The organism is Streptomyces sp. NPDC001393 (assembly GCF_053597455.1).
Window position 1 is genome coordinate 25,025 of record NZ_JBSFIH010000036.1, and the last position, 18,012, is coordinate 43,036.

General features: G+C 71.2%; 15 protein-coding genes and 1 pseudogene. 6 read left to right on the forward strand and 10 right to left on the reverse strand.

All coding sequences use genetic code 11. The features are described from left to right. Positions 1-64: 64 nt before the first annotated feature. Positions 65-2,524 (forward strand): DNA gyrase/topoisomerase IV subunit A, encoded by a 2,460-nt coding sequence (locus ACWC2T_RS30755; RefSeq protein WP_450673611.1) that lies wholly within the window; start codon positions 65-67, stop codon positions 2,522-2,524. On the opposite strand, the gene ACWC2T_RS30760 is transcribed toward ACWC2T_RS30755, so the two are convergent. Both ACWC2T_RS30760 and ACWC2T_RS30765 read right to left on the reverse strand, forming a co-directional pair. After that, the gene (locus ACWC2T_RS30760) at positions 2,521-3,627 is read right to left on the reverse strand and encodes a CobW family GTP-binding protein (RefSeq protein WP_450673612.1); all 1,107 of its coding nucleotides are present in this window, start codon (positions 3,625-3,627) and stop codon (positions 2,521-2,523) included. The two genes, ACWC2T_RS30755 and ACWC2T_RS30760, sit on opposite strands and share 4 nt — an antisense overlap. Positions 3,628-3,693: 66 nt before the next feature. Continuing rightward, positions 3,694-4,860 carry a citrate synthase gene (locus tag ACWC2T_RS30765; protein ID WP_450673613.1) on the reverse strand — a complete coding sequence of 389 codons (1,167 nt, stop codon included), beginning with the start codon at positions 4,858-4,860 and terminating at the stop codon, positions 3,694-3,696. A 111-nt stretch (positions 4,861-4,971) separates the two neighbouring features. Between ACWC2T_RS30765 and ACWC2T_RS30770 the strand changes: the two genes are divergently transcribed. From ACWC2T_RS30770 to ACWC2T_RS30785, 4 genes and pseudogenes are all read left to right on the forward strand, one after another. Beyond that, positions 4,972-6,249 (forward strand): citrate synthase, encoded by a 1,278-nt coding sequence (locus ACWC2T_RS30770; RefSeq protein ID WP_450673614.1) that lies wholly within the window; start codon positions 4,972-4,974, stop codon positions 6,247-6,249. Between the two features lie 69 nt (positions 6,250-6,318). Next, on the forward strand, positions 6,319-7,260 hold the full coding sequence (locus tag ACWC2T_RS30775; protein ID WP_450673615.1) for a sucrase ferredoxin: 942 nt from the start codon (positions 6,319-6,321) through the stop codon (positions 7,258-7,260). A gap of 121 nt (positions 7,261-7,381) precedes the next feature. Continuing rightward, on the forward strand, positions 7,382-9,061 hold the full coding sequence (locus ACWC2T_RS30780) for an ATP-binding protein (RefSeq protein WP_450673616.1): 1,680 nt from the start codon (positions 7,382-7,384) through the stop codon (positions 9,059-9,061). Beyond that, positions 9,058-9,737: pseudogene (locus tag ACWC2T_RS30785) on the forward strand (response regulator). The gene ACWC2T_RS30780 and the pseudogene ACWC2T_RS30785 overlap by 4 nt, the downstream one beginning before the upstream one ends. Positions 9,738-9,758: 21 nt before the next feature. On the opposite strand, the gene ACWC2T_RS30790 reads toward ACWC2T_RS30785, so the two are convergent. The 3 genes from ACWC2T_RS30790 to ACWC2T_RS30800 form a co-directional block, all read right to left on the reverse strand. After that, positions 9,759-10,817 (reverse strand): ABC transporter substrate-binding protein, encoded by a 1,059-nt coding sequence (locus tag ACWC2T_RS30790; protein WP_450673617.1) that lies wholly within the window; start codon positions 10,815-10,817, stop codon positions 9,759-9,761. A gap of 67 nt (positions 10,818-10,884) precedes the next feature. Then, the gene (locus tag ACWC2T_RS30795) at positions 10,885-11,763 is read right to left on the reverse strand and encodes an ABC transporter permease (protein WP_450673618.1); all 879 of its coding nucleotides are present in this window, start codon (positions 11,761-11,763) and stop codon (positions 10,885-10,887) included. Further along, positions 11,753-12,568 (reverse strand): ABC transporter ATP-binding protein, encoded by an 816-nt coding sequence (locus ACWC2T_RS30800; RefSeq protein ID WP_450673619.1) that lies wholly within the window; start codon positions 12,566-12,568, stop codon positions 11,753-11,755. The genes ACWC2T_RS30795 and ACWC2T_RS30800 overlap by 11 nt, the downstream gene beginning before the upstream one ends. Positions 12,569-12,726: 158 nt before the next feature. Here ACWC2T_RS30800 and ACWC2T_RS30805 point away from each other — a divergent pair, with 158 nt between their 5' ends. Beyond that, on the forward strand, positions 12,727-13,419 hold the full coding sequence (locus ACWC2T_RS30805) for a response regulator (protein ID WP_450673620.1): 693 nt from the start codon (positions 12,727-12,729) through the stop codon (positions 13,417-13,419). Positions 13,420-13,446: 27 nt separating this feature from the next. Here ACWC2T_RS30805 and ACWC2T_RS30810 read toward each other — a convergent pair whose 3' ends face one another. The 5 genes from ACWC2T_RS30810 to ACWC2T_RS30830 are packed head-to-tail and all read right to left on the reverse strand — an operon-like array spanning position 13,447 to position 18,008. Then, the gene (locus ACWC2T_RS30810) at positions 13,447-15,039 is read right to left on the reverse strand and encodes a solute symporter family protein (RefSeq protein WP_450673621.1); all 1,593 of its coding nucleotides are present in this window, start codon (positions 15,037-15,039) and stop codon (positions 13,447-13,449) included. Continuing rightward, on the reverse strand, positions 15,029-15,583 hold the full coding sequence (locus ACWC2T_RS30815) for a DUF485 domain-containing protein (RefSeq protein WP_450673622.1): 555 nt from the start codon (positions 15,581-15,583) through the stop codon (positions 15,029-15,031). Before ACWC2T_RS30815 ends, ACWC2T_RS30810 begins: the two co-directional genes overlap by 11 nt. A 60-nt stretch (positions 15,584-15,643) precedes the next feature. Then, positions 15,644-16,342, reverse strand: a complete 699-nt coding sequence (locus ACWC2T_RS30820) for a response regulator transcription factor (protein ID WP_450673623.1) — start codon at positions 16,340-16,342, stop codon at positions 15,644-15,646. Further along, positions 16,339-17,490, reverse strand: a complete 1,152-nt coding sequence (locus ACWC2T_RS30825) for a histidine kinase (protein ID WP_450673624.1) — start codon at positions 17,488-17,490, stop codon at positions 16,339-16,341. The genes ACWC2T_RS30820 and ACWC2T_RS30825 overlap by 4 nt, the downstream gene beginning before the upstream one ends. Next, the gene (locus ACWC2T_RS30830; RefSeq protein WP_450673625.1) at positions 17,487-18,008 is read right to left on the reverse strand and encodes a DUF1453 domain-containing protein; all 522 of its coding nucleotides are present in this window, start codon (positions 18,006-18,008) and stop codon (positions 17,487-17,489) included. Before ACWC2T_RS30830 ends, ACWC2T_RS30825 begins: the two co-directional genes overlap by 4 nt. Between the last annotated feature and the right edge of the window lie 4 nt (positions 18,009-18,012).

The following is an 18,012-nucleotide window of genomic DNA, read 5'->3' on the forward strand; positions in this document are numbered from 1 at the left end:
AGTGCCTCGGTCCACAATGGTCCGCGTCAGATCCGTCCATCCGTTGAGCAAGGAGCCGGCAGCGATGGCCCGCCGCAGCACGAAGACCCCGCCGCCCGACGATTCGTACGAGGAGAAGATCCTCGACATCGACGTCGTGGACGAGATGCGTGGCTCCTACCTCGAGTACGCGTACTCGGTCATCTACTCACGCGCCCTGCCGGACGCCCGTGACGGCCTCAAGCCGGTGCACCGCAGGATCGTGTACCAGATGAACGAGATGGGCCTGCGCCCCGACCGCGGCTACGTGAAGTGCGCGCGTGTCGTCGGCGAGGTCATGGGCAAGCTGCACCCGCACGGCGACGCGTCGATCTACGACGCCCTGGTGCGCATGGCCCAGCCGTTCTCCATGCGCGTGCCGCTGGTCGACGGCCACGGCAACTTCGGCTCGCTGGGCAACGACGACCCGCCGGCCGCCATGCGGTACACCGAGTGCCGGCAGGCCCAGGCGACGAGCCTGATGACCGAGTCGATCGACGAGGACACGGTCGACTTCGCGCCGAACTACGACGGTCAGGAGCGGGAGCCGGTGGCGCTGCCCGCCGCCTTCCCGAACCTGCTGGTCAACGGCTCCTCGGGCATCGCGGTGGGCATGGCGACGAACATGCCGCCGCACAACCTGCGCGAGGTCATCGCGGCCGCCCGCCACCTGATCAGGCACCCGAACGCGGACCTGGACGCGCTGATGAAGCACGTCCCGGGCCCGGACCTGCCCACCGGCGGCCGGATCGTCGGCCTCGACGGCATCCGGGACGCGTACGCGACGGGCCGCGGCACCTTCAAGATGCGCGCGACGGTCTCGATCGAGACGGTGACCGCCCGCCGCAAGGGCCTGGTCGTCACGGAACTGCCCTTCACGGTCGGCCCCGAGAAGGTCATCGCGAAGATCAAGGATCTGGTCAACGCGAAAAAGGTCCAGGGCATCGCCGACGTCAAGGACCTCACCGACCGCGAGCACGGCCTGCGCCTGGTCATCGAGGTCAAAAACGGCTTCGTGCCGGAGGCGATCCTGGAGCAGCTGTACAAGCTGACCCCGATGGAGGAGTCCTTCGGCATCAACAACGTCGCGCTGGTGGACGGCCAGCCGCTCACGCTGGGCCTGAAGGAGCTGCTGGAGGTCTATCTCGACCACCGCTTCGACGTGGTCCGGCGCCGCAGCGAGTTCCGCCGCGGCAAGAAGCGCGACCGGCTGCACCTGGTCGAGGGTCTGCTGACCGCGCTGGTGGACATCGACGAGGTCATCCGGCTGATCCGGTCCAGCGAGAACTCCGCGCAGGCCAAGGAGCGCCTGATGCGGCGCTTCTCGCTGAGCGAGGTGCAGACGCAGTACATCCTCGACACGCCGCTGCGCCGGCTCACCAAGTACGACCGCATCGAGCTGGAGGCGGAGAAGGACAAGCTCACCGCGGAGATCGCGGAGCTGACCCGGATCCTCGACTCCGACGCGGAACTGCGCAAGCTGGTCTCGGCCGAACTGGCCGCCGTCGCCAAGCAGTTCGGCACCGACCGGCGCACGGTCCTGCTGGAGTCCGCGGGTGCCCCGGTGGCCGCGGTGCCGCTGCAGGTGGCCGACGACCCGTGCCGGGTGCTGCTGTCCTCTACGGGGCTGCTGGCCCGTACGGCGACCGCCGAGCCGTTCCCGGAGCAGGCCGGCGCCAAGCGCGTCAAGCACGACGTGATCGTCTCGGCGGTCCCGGCGACGGCGCGCGGGGAGATCGGCGCGGTGACCTCGGCGGGCCGACTGCTTAGGATCAACGTGGTCGACCTGCCCCAGCTGCCGGAGACGACGACCGCGCCGAACCTCTCCGGAGGGGCGCCGCTGGCCGAGTTCGTCTCCCTGGAGGACGACGAGACGGTGGTCTGCCTGACCACGCTGGACGAGTCGTCCCCGGGCCTGGCGCTCGGCACCGAGCAGGGCGTCGTCAAGCGTGTGGTGCCCGACTACCCGTCCAGCAAGGACGAGTTGGAGGTCATCACGCTGAAGGAGGGCGACCGGATCGTGGGCGCGGTGGAGCTGCGCACCGGTGAGGAGGACCTGGTCTTCATCACCGACGACGCCCAGCTGCTGCGCTTCCAGGCGTCCATCGTGCGTCCGCAGGGCCGCCCGGCCGGCGGTATGGCGGGCATCAAGCTGGCCGAGGGAGCGAAGGTCATCTCCTTCACGGCCGTCGACCCGGCGGCCGACGCGGCGGTGTTCACGGTCGCGGGCTCGCGCGGCACACTGGACGACTCCGTGCAGACGACCGCCAAGCTGACGCCGTTCGACCAGTACCCGCGCAAGGGCCGGGCCACGGGCGGCGTGCGCTGCCAGCGGTTCCTGAAGGGGGAGGACTGCCTGTCGCTGGCCTGGGCGGGCCCGACTCCCGCGCGCGCGGCGCAGAAGAACGGCACCCCGGCGGAGCTGCCGGAGCCGGACCCGCGCCGGGACGGTTCGGGCACGTCGCTGCCGAAGACCGTGGCGGTGATCGCGGGACCGGTGTTCTAGGCCTCGTACGGCATCTCGTACGGCTCCGGGCCGGGTTCCTCCTCGGAGCCCTGGACATAGCGCAGAACGCCCCACATGCCGTGTTCGTCGGCGTGTGGGGCGTCGTTCTCGCACCCCTTGAGCTCCTGGCCGAGGGACTCGGCGTCGATGCCGGAACCGATCAGCACGAGCTGGGTGAGGCGCTCGCCGGCGGCTGCGCCCCAGGGCTCGGGGTAGAAGCGCAGGAACCGGCCGACGGCGTGCACCGCGTACCGGTTGCGGGGGTCGTACGGCCCGAAGTCGACGTACCCCTTGATCCGGTACAGCCCCTCGGGCCGGCTGTCCAGGAACCGCATGAGCCGACGGGGCTCCAGGGGGGCCTCGGAGGTGAAGGCGAGGCTGTCGTAGCCGGTGTGCAGATGACCGGCGTGCTCATCGCCCCCTGTGTGCTCGTGGAGGTCGTCGAAGGACAGCTGCCCGATCCGCTCCCCGCTCGGCCGGCAGTCGAAGAGGAACTCGGGGTCGATCCGGCCGTAGGTGGCGGGCACCACGGCGGCACGGTCCGCGAGGGACCGCACCAGACCGAGGACCCGCTCACCGTCCGCGGCCCGGTCGAGCTTGTTGACCACGACCAGGTCGGCGAGGGCCAGGTGCCGGTCGATCTCCGGGTGCTTCGCGCGCGTGTCGTCGAACTCGGCGGCGTCCACGACCTCGACCAGGCCGCCGTAGACGACCCTCGGATGCTCGCAGGCCAGCACCATCCGCACGAGTTCCTGCGGCTCCGCCAGCCCGCTGGCCTCGATGACGATCACGTCGATGCCGGTGCCCGGGTCGGCGAGCCGCTCCAGGTAGCGGTCGAGTTCACCCGCGTCGACGGCACAGCACAGGCAGCCGTTGCCGAGCGAGACGGTCGAGTCGCCGAGGGCGCCCGCGACGGCCATCGCGTCGATCTCGATGGCCCCGAAGTCGTTGACGATCGCTCCGATCCGGCTGCCTCCGCTGCGGTGCAGGAGGTGGTTGAGGAGCGTGGTCTTGCCGGAGCCGAGGAATCCGGCGAGCACGACGACCGGGATCTGCTGCGGGCTGCGGCTGCTGTCCGGGCTGTTCGCCAGGCTGTTCCCCAACGGGTGACCTCTCTCGTGTGGACCGGCTGCCGGTCCAGGATAGGAGGGGCGCCTGGGGCGGGTGCGTCAGCCGGCGGCCGGCACCGCGACCGGCGGCGTCGGTCCCACGTACCGCGCGACCGGACGGATGATCTTCGAGTCGGCCGCCTGCTCCAGGATGTTGGCGCTCCAGCCCACCACCCGGGCCGCGGCGAAGGTGGGGGTGAACATCTCGCGGGGCAGTCCGCAGAGCTCCATGACCACGCCGGCGTAGAACTCCACGTTGGTGTGGAGTTCGCGGCCGGGCTTCAGCTCGGCGAGGATCGCCTCGACGCGGCGCTCGACCTCCACCGCGAAGTCGACGCGCGGACCGCCGAAGCCGAGGGCGATCTCCCGCAGCATCCGCGAACGGGGGTCCTCCGTGCGGTAGATGGCGTGTCCGAAGCCCATGATCCGGTCGCCGGCGAGGACCCGCTCGCGGATCCAGGGGTCGATCCGGTCCGGGGAGCCGATGGCGTCCAGGGTGTCCAGGGCCCTGCTGGGCGCGCCGCCGTGCAGCGGCCCGGACAGGGCGCCCACGGCTCCGGTCAGGCAGGCGGCCACGTCGGCGCCGGTGGAGGCGATGACGCGGGCCGTGAAGGTTGATGCATTGAATCCATGATCAATGGTTGAGATCAGGTATTGCTCGACGGCACGCGCCCGCCGCGGCTCCGGTTCCTCACCGTTCAGCATGTACAGGTAGTTGGCCGCGTACGGGAGGTCCTCGCGCGGCTCGACCGGGTCAAGGCCCTGCCCGAGCCGGTACAGGGCGGTGAGCAGCGTGGGTACGGCCGCGCAGACGGCCAGGGTGTCGGTGCGGCGCCGGTCGGTGTCGATGTCGTACACCGGCCGCAGCCCCCGGGCCGAGCCCAGCAGGGACAGGGCCGTGCGCAGCCCGGACAGCGGGCCGCAGGCGCGGCTCGCCGCGGCGATCGCGGGCAGGGCCGCGCGGACCTCCTCGGGCAGCCGTCGCAGCGCCGCGGTCTCGGCGGTGAAGGCGGTCCGGCGCTCCGCGTCCGGGAGTGCGCCGTGGACCAGGAGGTGCCAGACGTCCTCGAAGCCCCGGGTGCGCGCGAGGTCGACGGCCGAGTACTGACGGTAGTGGTAGAAACCCTCGCGCCCCCGGACGTCGCCGATCCGGGTCTCGGTGACGACGACGCCGGCGAGGCCGCGCGGTGCGTCGATGAGCGGGGTTGCGGTCCTGTTGATGGCCATGGTTCTCCTCCCTGGACTTGATCCGACTGTCCATGCTTGACTGATTTTTTGTCAATATTGATTTAATCAATGTGATCGATCAATATGTGCAGAGCGGCTACGGTGACCCCCATGCGCGATCACGAACCCGCTCCCGGCCGTCCCGGGCGCAGGCTGACCACCAAGGAGACCGCCGAACTGCTCGGCGTGAAGCCGGAGACGGTGTACGCGTACGTGAGCCGCGGCCTGCTCAGCAGCAGGCGCGAGCCCGGCGGCCGTGCCAGCACCTTCGAGGCGAAGGAGGTCGAGGCCCTCGCCCGGCGCCACCGCCGGGAGGCGGCCGGCACCCCGGGCTCCGGCGGGGACCTGTCGGTCCGGACCCGCATCACATTGATCGAGCAGGACCGGTACTACTTCCGCGGCGTGGACGCCGTCGAGCTGGCGCTGCGTCACTCCTACGAGGAGGTCGCGGAGTGGCTGTGGACGGGCCGGCTCACCCCGGGCATCACCTTCGCCGCGCCCGCCCCCACCGTCGAGGTCGCGCGCCGCGCGGTGACCGCCCTGTCCGAGCACGCCTCCCCCACCGACCGGCTGCGCGTGGCGGCCGTCGCCGCGGCGGCCGAGGATCCGCTGCGCTTCGACCTGTCCGAGGCCGCCGTGCTCAACACCGCGCGGATCCTGATCCCCACACTCGTCGCCGCGCTGCCGCCGGTCCGGCGCGACCACAAGGACGACGGTCCGCTCGCGCACCGGCTCTGGGGCCGGCTCACCGGCCATGCCGCCGACGAGGCGTCCCTGCGCGTCCTGGACACCGCGCTCGCCCTGCTCGCCGACCACGATCTGGCCGCCTCCACGCTCGCGGTCCGGGTCGCCGCCTCGGCCCGCGCGCACGCCTACGCGGCCGTCTCGGCCGGGCTCGGCGTCCTGGAGGGCCCGCTGCACGGCGCCGCGAGCGGCGCCGCCCATCGCATGCTGCTCGACGTGCTCGACCAGGGCACGGCCGTCCCGGTGATCGCCGACGAACTGCGCGCGGGCCGCCGGGTGCCAGGGCTGGGCCACCGGCTGTACGCCGGCGAGGACCCGCGCGCGAGCGTGCTGTTCGGCCTCCTGGAACGGGTTCCGGGCGCGGAGTCCGCCCTGCTCGCCGCCCGGGACATCGTCGCCACCACCGCCCGGCACACCCCGCTGCACGCCAACGTCGACCTGGCCCTGGCGGTCTTCACCGCGTCCAGCGGCATGCCCGCGACGGCCGGCGAGACGATCTTCGCCGTAGCGCGGACGGCGGGCTGGATCGCCCACGCCCTGGAGGAGTACGGCGAGCGCCCGCTGCGCATGCGCCCGGTGGGCCACTACGTCGGCCCGCGGCCCCCGCAGCCGCTCCCTGAACAGGCGCCCCGAGGTCCTGCGTGACAGCCGAGGGCGCAGGACACAGCCGCGGCCGGAAGTCGCCCCAGGGAGAGTCAGGTTAGGCTCACCTCTGTGAGTAGGTGCGCGACCGTCTCCCGGAGCCTCGACGAGCCCGTTTCCGGTACGGCGGCCACGGCGACGACGTGGCTGCTGCTGGAGCAGCCCGGCCCGTGGGGCGTCAAGGCGCTCACTTCGAGCCACCTGGACCCCGCCGTGGGGCGGGCGCTGGAGGCGGCCGCCGAGGCAACCGGCGTACGCGTCGCGCTCATCCGGCACCCTGGACGCCACGCCGACCCCGGCAGGCCCGCCGTCCGCCAGGTGTACGCCGCGCACACCGTGCCGGGCCGCGGATGGCTGCACAGCGCCACGACCCGCGATCCCCGCCGCCTGCTCGGCCTCGACTTCGCCGCCTTGGGAGCGGGTGACCACCGTTCCTTCGGCGCCGCGCTCGGCGGGCGGCCGTACCGCGGCGACCCGCTCGCGTTCGTGTGCACCAACGGCAAACGCGACCGCTGCTGCGCCCTCCTGGGCCGCCCGCTCGCCGCCGAACTGTCGGCCTCGGGGGTGCGCGGAGTCTGGGAGGTCACCCATCTGGGTGGACATCGCTTCTCGCCGACCGTGCTCGTCCTGCCGCACGGCTACGCCTACGGCCGCGCCGAGGCGCACACCATCAAGGAGGCACTGGACGGCGCACAGGAGGGGCGCGTGGTGGTCGAGGGGTGCCGCGGCTGCTCCGCCTGGGAACGGCCCGGTCAGGCGGCCGAGCTGGCCGTCCGGTCGGCGGCGGGCGAGTACCGGGCGGGGCTGCTGAGCGTCGTACGGACCGATGGCGCGGCCCCGCACTGGGAGGTCACCGTGGGGCACGCGGACGGGCGCCGCTGGCGGGTGACCGTGGTGCAGGGGGCGTCGCTGCCGCCCCGCCCGGAGAGCTGCGGCGCGACGGTACTCGGCACGCCGACGCGGATGGACGTCGTGGCCGTGCGCGAGCTGAGGCCGACGGCGCTGGCGAGCTGAGCGCCCCCTTCCCGGCAGCGACGCCCTCATTCAAGAACTGCTCACTCATTCAAGAACTGGTCAAGAGATCCCCACCACACCTTCTGGGGCGCGTCGGGTCACCCCACGTACCGTCGTGGGTATGAGCCCCACTCCGCGCGCACGCCGCCTGCGCCTCGGTCTGCCACGGCGGGTGTTCTCGCAGGTGCTGCTGATGCAGGTGGCGATCGCCGCGGGGGTCGCGGTGCTCGCGACAGGGCTGTTCCTGACACCGCTGAGCAAGCAACTGGACCAGGAGGCGATGCGCCGCGCGCTGGCCATCGCCGAGACCACGGCTCAGGACCCGCAGATCGCCGAGGGTGTGCTGACCACGCCGCCGACCGCGAACGGCCCGGTGCAGAGGGAGGCCGAGCGGATACGGAAGGCCACGCGCGCCGAGTACATCGTGGTGATGGACCGGCGGGGCATGCGCTGGTCGCACACCACCCTCTCGGAGATCGGCGGGCACGTCTCCACCGACCCCAGCGAGGCCCTGGGCGGCACGGAGGTCATGGAGATCGACCAGGGCACCCTGGGCCGCTCGGCCCGCGGCAAGGTGCCGCTCTACGACACCCACCGCCGCATCATCGGTGCGGTCTCGGTCGGTATCGGCTACGACAGCGTGCGGGCGCGGCTGATCAGCGCGATCCCGGGTCTGTTCGCGTACGCCGGCGGCGCTCTCGCGGTGGGCGCGCTGGCCGCCTGGCTGATCTCCCGGCGGGTGCAGCGGCAGACCCGGGACCTGGCCTTCTCCGACATCTCGGCGCTGCTCGCGGAGCGCGAGGCGATGCTGCACGGCATCCGTGAGGGCGTGGTCGCCCTCGACCGCGGCGGTCGTGTCCGCCTGCTCAACGACGAGGCGCGACGGCTGCTGGGCATCGGCGACGAGGCCGTCGGGCGCACCCCGGACGAGGCGCTCGGCGCCGGCCGTACGACGGACGTCCTGGCCGGCCGGGTGACCGGCACCGATCTCCTCACCGTGCGCGGCCGGCGTGTGCTGGTCGCCAACCGCATGCCCACCGACGACGGCGGCGCCGTGGCCACCCTGCGCGACCGCACCGAAGTGGAGCAGCTGGGGCGCGAACTCGACTCCACGCGCGGGCTGATCGACGCCCTGCGCGCCCAGGACCACGAGCACGCCAACCGCATGCACACCCTGCTCGGACTGCTGGAGTTGGAGATGTACGACGACGCCGTGGAGTTCGTCGGCGAGGTCGTCGGCGACCACCGGGTCACCGCCGAACAGGTCACCGAGAAGATCCAGGATCCCCTGCTCGCGGCGCTGCTGGTCGGCAAGGCGACGGTGGCGGCCGAGCGTGGCGTCGCGCTGTGGGTGTCGGAGCGCACCCGGCTGCCCGACCGGCTGATCGATCCACGCGGACTGGTCACGGTCGTGGGCAACCTGGTGGACAACGCCCTCGACGCGGTCGCCGGCACGCTGCACGCGCGCGTGGAGGTCGAGTTGCGCACCGAGGGCCGTACTGTCGTCCTCAGGGTGCACGACACGGGCCCCGGAATCCCGGCCGGTCAGCGAGAGCTGGTCTTCAGGGACGGCTGGTCCACCAAGGAGCCGCCCGCGCACGGCAAACGGGGCCTCGGGCTCTCGCTGGTGCGCCGGCTCGCCGAACGGCAGGGCGGGAGCGCGACGGTGGGCGAGGCGCCCGGGGGCGGCGCGGAGTTCACCGTGGTCCTGCCGGAGGCGCTCACCGAGCCGGAGCTGGAACCCGCCGCGCTCGAGAGGTCCCTGGAGCCCGCTGCCGTCACCGAGGAGGAGACCCGATGATCGAGGTCCTGGTCGTGGACGACGACACCCGCGTCGCCCGGGTCAACGCCGCGTACGTGGAGAAGGTGCCGGGCTTCCATGTGGCCGGCGAGGCGCACAGCGCCGCCGAGGCGCTGCGGCAGGTGGAGGCGCTGCCGCGGCTGGACCTGGTCCTCATGGACCACTACCTGCCCGACGACACCGGTCTCGCGGTGGTCCGGGAGATGCGCCGGCGCGGCCACCAGACCGACGTGATCATGGTGACGGCGGCGCGGGACGTGTCGACCGTCCAGGCCGCGATGCGACAGGGGGCGCTGCAGTATCTGGTGAAACCGTTCGCCTTCGCCGGTCTGCGCGCCAAGCTGGAGGCGTATGCCCAGCTGCGGCGGACCCTGGACGGCGGCGGCGAGGCCGAGCAGGCGGAGGTGGACCGCATCTTCGGCGCCCTGTCCGCGCCGTCGGAGCCGGAGCTGCCCAAGGGGCACTCCCCGACGACGGCCGAGCTGGTGCGTCAGGCGCTGATGACCTCCGAAGGGCCGCTGTCCGCCCAGGAGATCGGCGAGCGGACGGGGTGAGCCGGCAGACGGCCCAGCGGTACCTGAAGCTCCTGGAGCGCACCGGACGGGCGCGGCTGACGCTCAAGTACGGCGACGCGGGCCGCCCGGAACACCGTTACGTGTGGGCGACCCGCGGCTGAGCGGACTCGGCTACCCGGCGGCTACTTGGCAGCGTTGACGAACTCGGTCGTGTAGGTCCTGCTCAAGTCGACCTTGGCGTTCTTGATGCTGGGGTTGAACGACTTGAGGACCTTCTCGACGGTCTCGGGGCCGCCCCGGGGCATCACGCCGTCGTCGGTGAACATCGGCAGGGTGCTCTTGATGGCCTGCGCGTAGAGCGCCTTGTCGCCCTGGGAGTAGTCGGCGGGCATCTTGGCGGCGATCTCGTCGGCGCTGTGGGCGGACATCCACTTGAGCGTCTTGACGAATGCGTTGACCAACTTCTGGACGGTGTCTTTGTGCCCGTTCACCCAGTCCGTCTGCATGTACAGACTCGACGACGGGTACGGCCCGCCGAGCGCCTTCTGGGAGCCCTCGGGGGTGCGCATGTCGATGAGGACCTTGCCCGCCTTCTTGTCCAGGATCGTGGCGACGGCCGGGTCCGTGGTCATGCCGCCGTCGATCGCTCCCTTCTGCAGGGCCGCGATGAACGTCGGTCCGGCACCTACGGCGACGGGCGTGAACTCGCTGACGTTCACGCCGTTCTTGACCGCCAGGTACTTGGTGAGGAAGTCGGTGGAGGAACCGAGCCCGGTCACCCCCAGCTTGCGGCCCTTGAAGTCCTTGGGCGACGTGAGGCTGCCTGCCGCCTTGCCGGACACCACCTCGACCTCGCCCGGCGCACGCGAGAACTGCACGACCGACTCCACCGACTTGCCCTTGACCTGCAGGTCGAGAGTGTGGTCGTAGAAGCCGACCGCACCCTGCACCTGGCCGGAGACGAGCGCGGTCTCGGCCTGGACACCGGCGGGCTCGCTCAGAAGCTGGACGTTCACACCCTCGGCGTCGAAGTAGCCGAGGCGCTGGGTGAGCATCGCGGGCAGGTAGATGACCTTGTCCAGCCCGCCGACCATGATCTTGACGGACTCGCCCATGCCGCCGCCGGAGTCGCTCCCGGTGTCGGCCGTGGAGCCGGCCGCGTCGTTGGCACAGGCGGTGAGCGAGGAGAGTGCAAGCAGGCCGGCGGCGGCCAGGGCGGCGTATCTGGCGGTGTTGCGCATGCGGTTCACGTCCTTGTGAGAGGGCGGTACGGGGAAGGCGTGGGGGGCTGGTCCGGGGAGGGGCCGGTCAGCTGTCGGAACCGGTGGGCCGCCAGCGGAAGATGCGGCGCTCGGCGAAGGTCAGCAGCCCCTCGGCGGCGAGGGCGACGACGGCGAGGATGACCATCGCGGCATAGACACCGGCGGCGTTGAAGGTGTTCTGCGACTGCGCGACGAGCAGGCCGATGCCCTTGGTCGCGCCGATGTACTCGCCGACGATCGCGCCGATGAGGGCGAAGCCGAAGCTGACGTGGAGGCTGGTGAAGATCCAGGAGGTGGCCGATGGGATGACCACCTGGAGCGTCACACGGCGGTCGCTGGCGCCCAGGATGCGGGCGTTGGCCACCAGGTTGCGGTCAACCTCCCGGGCGCCCTGGAAGGCGTTGAAGAACACCGGGAAGAACACCAGCACGACGGCGGAGGCGACCTTGGAGGACGGCCCGAGCCCGAACCAGATCAGGAAGATCGGCGCAAGCACGATCCTGGGGATCGAGTTGAGCACCTTGATGTAGGGACCAAGGACCTGGGCGAGCAATCTGACCCGCCCGAGGGCGATACCCAGGAGCACACCGGCGACGACACCGATGACCCAGCCGAGCAGTGCCTCGTGCAGCGTGTACCAGATCTGTTCGCCCAGCGAGCCGAGTGCGGTTCCGTGCATCACCCAGGTCCAGATCTGGTCCCAGATCTTCGACGGCATCGAGAAGTTGAACGGATCGATGATCTTCGCCCGGGACAGTCCCTCCCACAGCCCTAGGACGGCCACCAGCAGCAGCACCCGCGCGGCGATGACGAAGGCTCTGTGCCGACGCGCGGCCTTCGCGCGGGCCTGCGCCCGGTTCGTCTTGTCGGCCGGCTCGGTCATCGCCGGTGCGACCCGGGCCTCGGGCATGACGTCAGGCGACATGAGCGGCACCCCTCTCACGGGTGATGCGGACCTCTTCGCCAAGGGACTCCCAGATCTCGCGGTAGATCTCGATGAACCGCGGCTCCAGGCGCACCGACTCGACCTTGCGCGGCCGGGGCAGGTCGATGTCGAAGACCTGCTTCACGGTCGCGGGCCCAGCGGTCATCACGACGACCTTGTCGGCGAGCGCGATGGACTCCTCCAAGTCGTGGGTGACGAAGACGACGGAGGCGCCCGTGCCTTCCCACAGCTCCAGCAGCTCGTCCGACATCAGCGCCCGGGTCTGCACGTCCAGCGCCGAGAACGGCTCGTCCATCAGCAGAATCCCGGGGTCGTTGACGAACGTGGCGGCGAGGGCGACGCGCTTGCGCTGACCGCCGGAGAGCTGATGGGGGTAACGGTCCTCGAAGGCGGCGAGGCCGACGCGGGCCAGCCACTCCCGGGCCTTCTCCTTGGCCTCGGCCTTCGGTGCGCCCCGGAAGCGGGGGCCGGCCATGACGTTGGACAGGACCGTGCGCCAGGGGAAGGTGGCGTCCTGCTGGAAGACGAAGCCGACTTTGTCGCCGACACCGTCGACCGGCTCGCCGGCCACCAGCACCTCGCCCTCGGTGGGCTCCTCCAGACCGCTGACGAGCGTCAGCGTGGTGGACTTGCCGCAGCCGGTCGGGCCCACGACGGCCACGAACTCACCGCATTCGACAGTGAGATCCAGACCGCATACGACCGTGTGCAGTCCCCCGGACGGGGTTCTGAAGGTCTTGCTCGCGCCCCGCAGCTCGATGGCGGGGCTGGTGTGTGCGCTCATGGCCGGGGACGGTAGGTGTGGCCCCGGCCACGGCAGGAGTCTTGTGAGCACAAGCCGTTCTTCTGCTTGCAAGAGTCTGTTGTGCTCTTTTTGCTCGCGCTACAACTGCGGAGCCGAATCACGGGCTCAACGCTCGTCGGCCTTGAAGGAGAGGCCTGATGATTGACGTCCTGGTCGTGGACGACGACTTCCGCGTCGCCGAGATCAACGCCAAGTACGTGGGAAAGGTTCCCGGTTTCCGGGTGACCGCCCGCGCGCACAGCGCCGCCCAGGCACTGGCCGCCGTGGAACGCGGCACCATCGACCTGGTCCTGCTCGACCACTATCTGCCGGACCGGACAGGTCTCGATCTCGTGCACCGCATGCGGGAGCAGGGTCACGGCACGGACGTCATCATGATCACCGCGGCCAGTGATGTGACGACCGTGCAGCAGGCGATGCGCCTGGGCGCCCTGCACTACCTGGTCAAACCCTTCACCTTCGCCGCCCTGCGCGCCCGCCTCGACTCCTATGCCGCGCTGCGTCGCACGGTGGACCGGGTCGGCGGCCACGGCCTGACCGGACAGGAGCAGGTCGACCGGATCTTCGGGGCGCTGCGGACGTCGCCCGCACCGTCCGCGCCCGGCCTGCCGAGCGGCCACTCGGAGCCCACGACCGATCTGATCTGCCGCGTCCTGCACCGCGCCCACCAGCCGCTGTCCGCCCACGAGGTCGCCGCCAGGACCGGCCTGAGCCGCTCCACGGCCCAGCGCTATCTCCGCCACCTGGAGCAGGCCGGCCGCCTCCGGCTCTCTCTGAAGTACGGCGACACCGGCCGGCCGGAGCACCGGTACGCCTGGGTCGCGCCGTAGGGGTTCGTGCCGGGCGCCGGTGACCGGCTACACGGCGCCGGCGCCGGTCAGCGACCGAACCTCCGTCTCGGCGTATTTGGCCTCGTCGGCGACCTCGTCGGAGGTGATCGTGCCGAGCCAGCCGGCGAGGAAGCCGAGCGGGATGGAGACGATGCCCGGATTCTGCAGTGGGAAGTACTGGAAGTCGGCGTCCGGGAACAGCGAGGCCGGGCTGCCGGAGACCACCGGGGAGAGCAGCACCAGTCCGAGCGCCGGGATCAGCCCGCCGTACACGGCCCACACCGCGCCGCGGGTGGTGAAGCCGCGCCAGAACAGCGAGTACAGCAGCACCGGGAGATTCGCCGACGCGGCGACGGCGAAGGCGAGACCGACGAGGAAGGCGACGTTGAGGTCACGGGCCAGCAGGCCGAGCGCGATCGCCACGACACCGATGCCGACCGCCGCCCAGCGCGCCACCGCCACCTCGCTGCGTACCCGGCCGCGCGAGCGCCGCAGCGACGCGTACAGATCGTGCGCCACCGATGCCGACGAGGCGAGCGTGATACCGGCGACGACCGCGAGGATCGTGGCGAAGGCGATCGCGGCGACCACCGCGAACAGAACCGTTCCACCAGTCGAGCCCGCGCCACCGCCCAGGTCGAGGGCGAGCAGCGGCACCGCCGTGTTCCCGGCCGCGTTCGAGCCGCGCACCGCATCCGTCCCCACCACCGCCGCCGCCCCGAAGCCCAGGACGATCGTCATCAGGTAGAAGCCGCCGATCAGCCCGATGGACCACACCGCCGAACGGCGGGCGGCCCGCGCGGTGGGCACCGTGTAGAAACGGGACAGGATGTGCGGCAGTCCCCCCGTGCCCAGCACGAGGGCGAGTCCCAGGCTGATGAAGTCCAGGCGGGCGGTCCAGGTCCCGCCGTACTTCAGCCCCGGCGCCAGGAACGCCCTTCCATGACCGCTGCGGTCCGCGGCCGTGAGCAGCAGGCGGTCGATGTCGCCGTGGAACCGGAGCAGGACGAGGACGGTCAGCGCGATCGTGCCGCTCAGCAGCAGCACCGCCTTCACGATCTGGATCCAGGTTGTGGCCCGCATCCCTCCCAACGACACATAGACCACCATGAGGGCGCCGACCCCGATGACCGCCCAGGCCTGCACGGCCCCGCTCGTCCGTCCCAGCAGCAGCGCCACCAGGCTGCCCGCGCCGACCATTTGCGCCACCAGATACAGAACGGACACGGTGACCGAGGAAGTTCCCGCCGCGATCCGCACCGGCCGCTCGCTCATCCGCGCGGCCACCACGTCGGCCAGGGTGAACCGCCCGCAGTTGCGCACCAGTTCGGCCACCAGGAACAGCACCACCAACCAGGCCACCAGGAAGCCCACGACGTACAGCATCCCGTCGTACCCGTACAGCGCGATGAGTCCGGTGACCCCGAGGAAGGATGCGGCCGACATGTAGTCACCCGCGATGGCAAAACCATTCTCCATGGGAGAGAACAGCCGCCCCCCGGCGTAGAACTCCTCCGCCGAACCATGCCGGCGACGGCTCACCCATGTCGTGATCCCGAGGGTGACGGCCACGAAACCGCTGAACAACAGCAGCGCCGGCGTCTGATGATCACCGGTCACGAGGCACCCCCCACACGTCGCGGGTCAGTTCCTGGGTGTCCCAGCGCAGCTCCAGCGCCGCCCGGTCCCGCCGCAGCCGCGCGTGCCGGGCATAGGCCCAGGTCAGCAGGAACGTGGTGAGGAACTGCCCCAACCCGGCCAGCATGGCCACGTTCAGCGCTCCCGCCACGGGCCGGGCCATGAGCCCCGGCGCGGTCGTGGCGGTGACCACATAGCCCACGTACCAGGCGAGGAAGGCGGCGACTCCCGGCACGACGAACCGCCGGTACCTGGTGCGCACCTCCTGGAAGGCCGCACTGCGCTGCACCTCGACATACACATCGCGTGCGCGAACCGTCGCTCCGCTCAGCTCCCCGCGGTCGGGCGGCACCGCCTGCGCCGGGACACCGGCGCCGTCCATCTCGCCCCAGCCGGAGGCCACTGGGTCGTACCAAGGGTCTTCGTACCTGACGTCGCGGGAGGGCACGCCGTGGTCCTGCTGGTTCTCGGCCGAACTCTCGGGACCGTCCCCGGCTCCACGGGCACGACCGTTGCTTGACTGCATGCCCAAGGATGGACAGATCGGGCAGATCCCCGGCTCTTCTTCCTCCGGCTCTTCACCCCATCAGGTGATTCCCTGTGTGGGCGGCCGCACCAGTCCCTTGCTGTAGGCGTAACGCACCGCCTGCGCACGGTCCTTGAGGCCCGTTTTCGAGAAGAGGTTGTTGATGTGTGTCTTCACGGTCGCGGTCGACACATGCAGCTTGCGGGCGATCTCCTGATTGCTGAGCCCTTCGGCGATCAGGAGCAGCACCTCGGTCTCCCGCGCGGTCAGTCCGTCGGGCGGTGCCTCGGCGGTCGCCGGCGGGCCGGGCTCGGGCTGGGACAGCCGCTCCAGCAACCGGCGTTGGACACTCGGCGACAGACCCGCGTCCCCCGACAACACGCTCTCCACGGCACGCACGATCTCGTCACCGCCCGCGTCCTTGGTCAGATACCCCCGGGCGCCGGCGCGCAGCGCGGGGAACAGCGACTCGTCGTCCGCGTACGTGGTGAGCACCACGACCTGGGTCCCCGGGAACTGCTCCCGGATCCGCCGAGTGGCCTCCACGCCGTCGCAGCGGGGCATCCTGAGATCCATCAGGACGACGTCCGGGGCCAGTTCTCCGACCAGTCGCACCGCCTCCTCGCCGTCTCCGGCGGCGCCCACGACCTCAACACCCGGCAGCAGGCCGAGCAGCATCACGATGCCTTCCCGGACCACGGTCTGGTCGTCGGCGACCACCACCCGTGCGGGCCTCTTCTTCCCCTCCGTCTCCGTCATACAGGCACCTTCAGCGTCACCACGAACCCCTCCTCGTCCGGCCGCGCGTCCAGTGAGCCGCCCAGCAGCTCGGCCCGCTCGCGCATCCCCAGCAGACCGTACCCGGCTCCTGACCCCGTGAGTTCGCCCGGCCGCCCGCCCGTGTCCCGTACGTCCAGCGTCACTTCGTGCTCGCTGTAGTCGAGTCGCAGGTGCACCTTGGCGCCCCGGGCGTGCTTGCGGACGTTCGTCAGCGCCTCCTGGGCGACCCTGCGCACGGCCTGGGAGGCCTCGGCCGGCAGGGGTCTGCGCTCACCCGTCACGGTGACCTCGGCGCGGTCGGCCTCGCTGACGAGTTCGCTCAGGAAGTCCTCCAGCGGGGTCAGCTCGCCCCGCAGCGCGGACAGGGCCTGCCGGGTCTCGGCGAGTCCGTCGCGGGCCATGCCCCGGGCGGCCACCACCCGCTCCAGGATGCGTTCACGATCCGCCCCCTTCTCGATCAGCAGCCGGGCCGCCTCCAGATGCACCAGCTGCGCCGAGAGGCTGTGGGCCAGCACGTCGTGGATCTCCCGTGCGATGCGGGCACGCTCGGCCAGCGCCGCGGACTCCGCCTCGGCCGCCCGGGCGGCGCGCTCCTGAGCGAGCAGTTGCTGCGCGTGGCCGCGGGCTTCGGCGTCCAGCCGCAGGACGTATCCAGCGAGGGCCATGCCCGCGACCGAGGCGGCCGTGGTCAGCCAGACGTCGTTGTTGAAGGCGGCGTAGGCGGCCAGGCCCACCGAGGTCACCGGAGCCGCGGCCGCCAGCGGCAGCCGCTCCAGGGCACCGATCCCACAGCCGCAGAAGATCAAGAGGGCCGGTCCTCTGAACCCGGTGGCCTCAGCGGCGACCGCAATGCCCATGAGCGCGGCCATCAGCATCAGGGAGGGCACCAGCCGGTGCTGGTAGGTGGTCCGGAAGAATGCCCAGGCGAAGAGTGCGGTGGCGAAGACTCCGATCACCGCGGCGAGTGCGCCCCAGGGGCCGACATGCCTCTGGTGGTACGCGCCCCACAGGAGCATGGCGATCACCAGGCACCTGACAGACCAGGCGATCATGCGCCGGGGCCGGGAGATTCCCTCACGGCCGAGCGCCTCCCGTGACGGCCAGAGTGTCCAGGCGTTCTCCTTCACGCGCGCTCCCTCCTGACCGACCGCATGCCGTCACCGTACGCCGGGGCGGGGCGGTCTGCGGTGCCGAGGGACTGCGCCCGCCAGACCAGGACTCCGCCGCGGACCAGCAGGGTGGCGGCGAGAGCGCACATCAGGGCGGAGCTGTCCTGGTGCAGGCCGAGCACGGTGCCGACGGCGTAGATGCCGATGCGGAGGGCTATGCCCACGGTCCACACCGCAACGCTCGCCTCGGTGCTCTTGGTCCACACGACGCCGTCCGGTTCCGTCCAGATGCGGGTCGTCCAGGCCCAGCCGGCGCCGGTGGCCACGCCGATGAACAGCTCCACCGCGAGCAGCACAGCGGATTCCGCACGGTGGTGGGCGTCGAGGATGCCGGGTTCACGCAGCGCGACGACGGCGAGGACCGCGGGGATCAGCCACCAGCGCCGGTCGGTGTTGATCGCGCGGGCACGGAACTGCCGCGCAATCACTATGGCGGCGACGGCCACGATCACCAGCGCGTTGACGAGCCCGGACATCAAA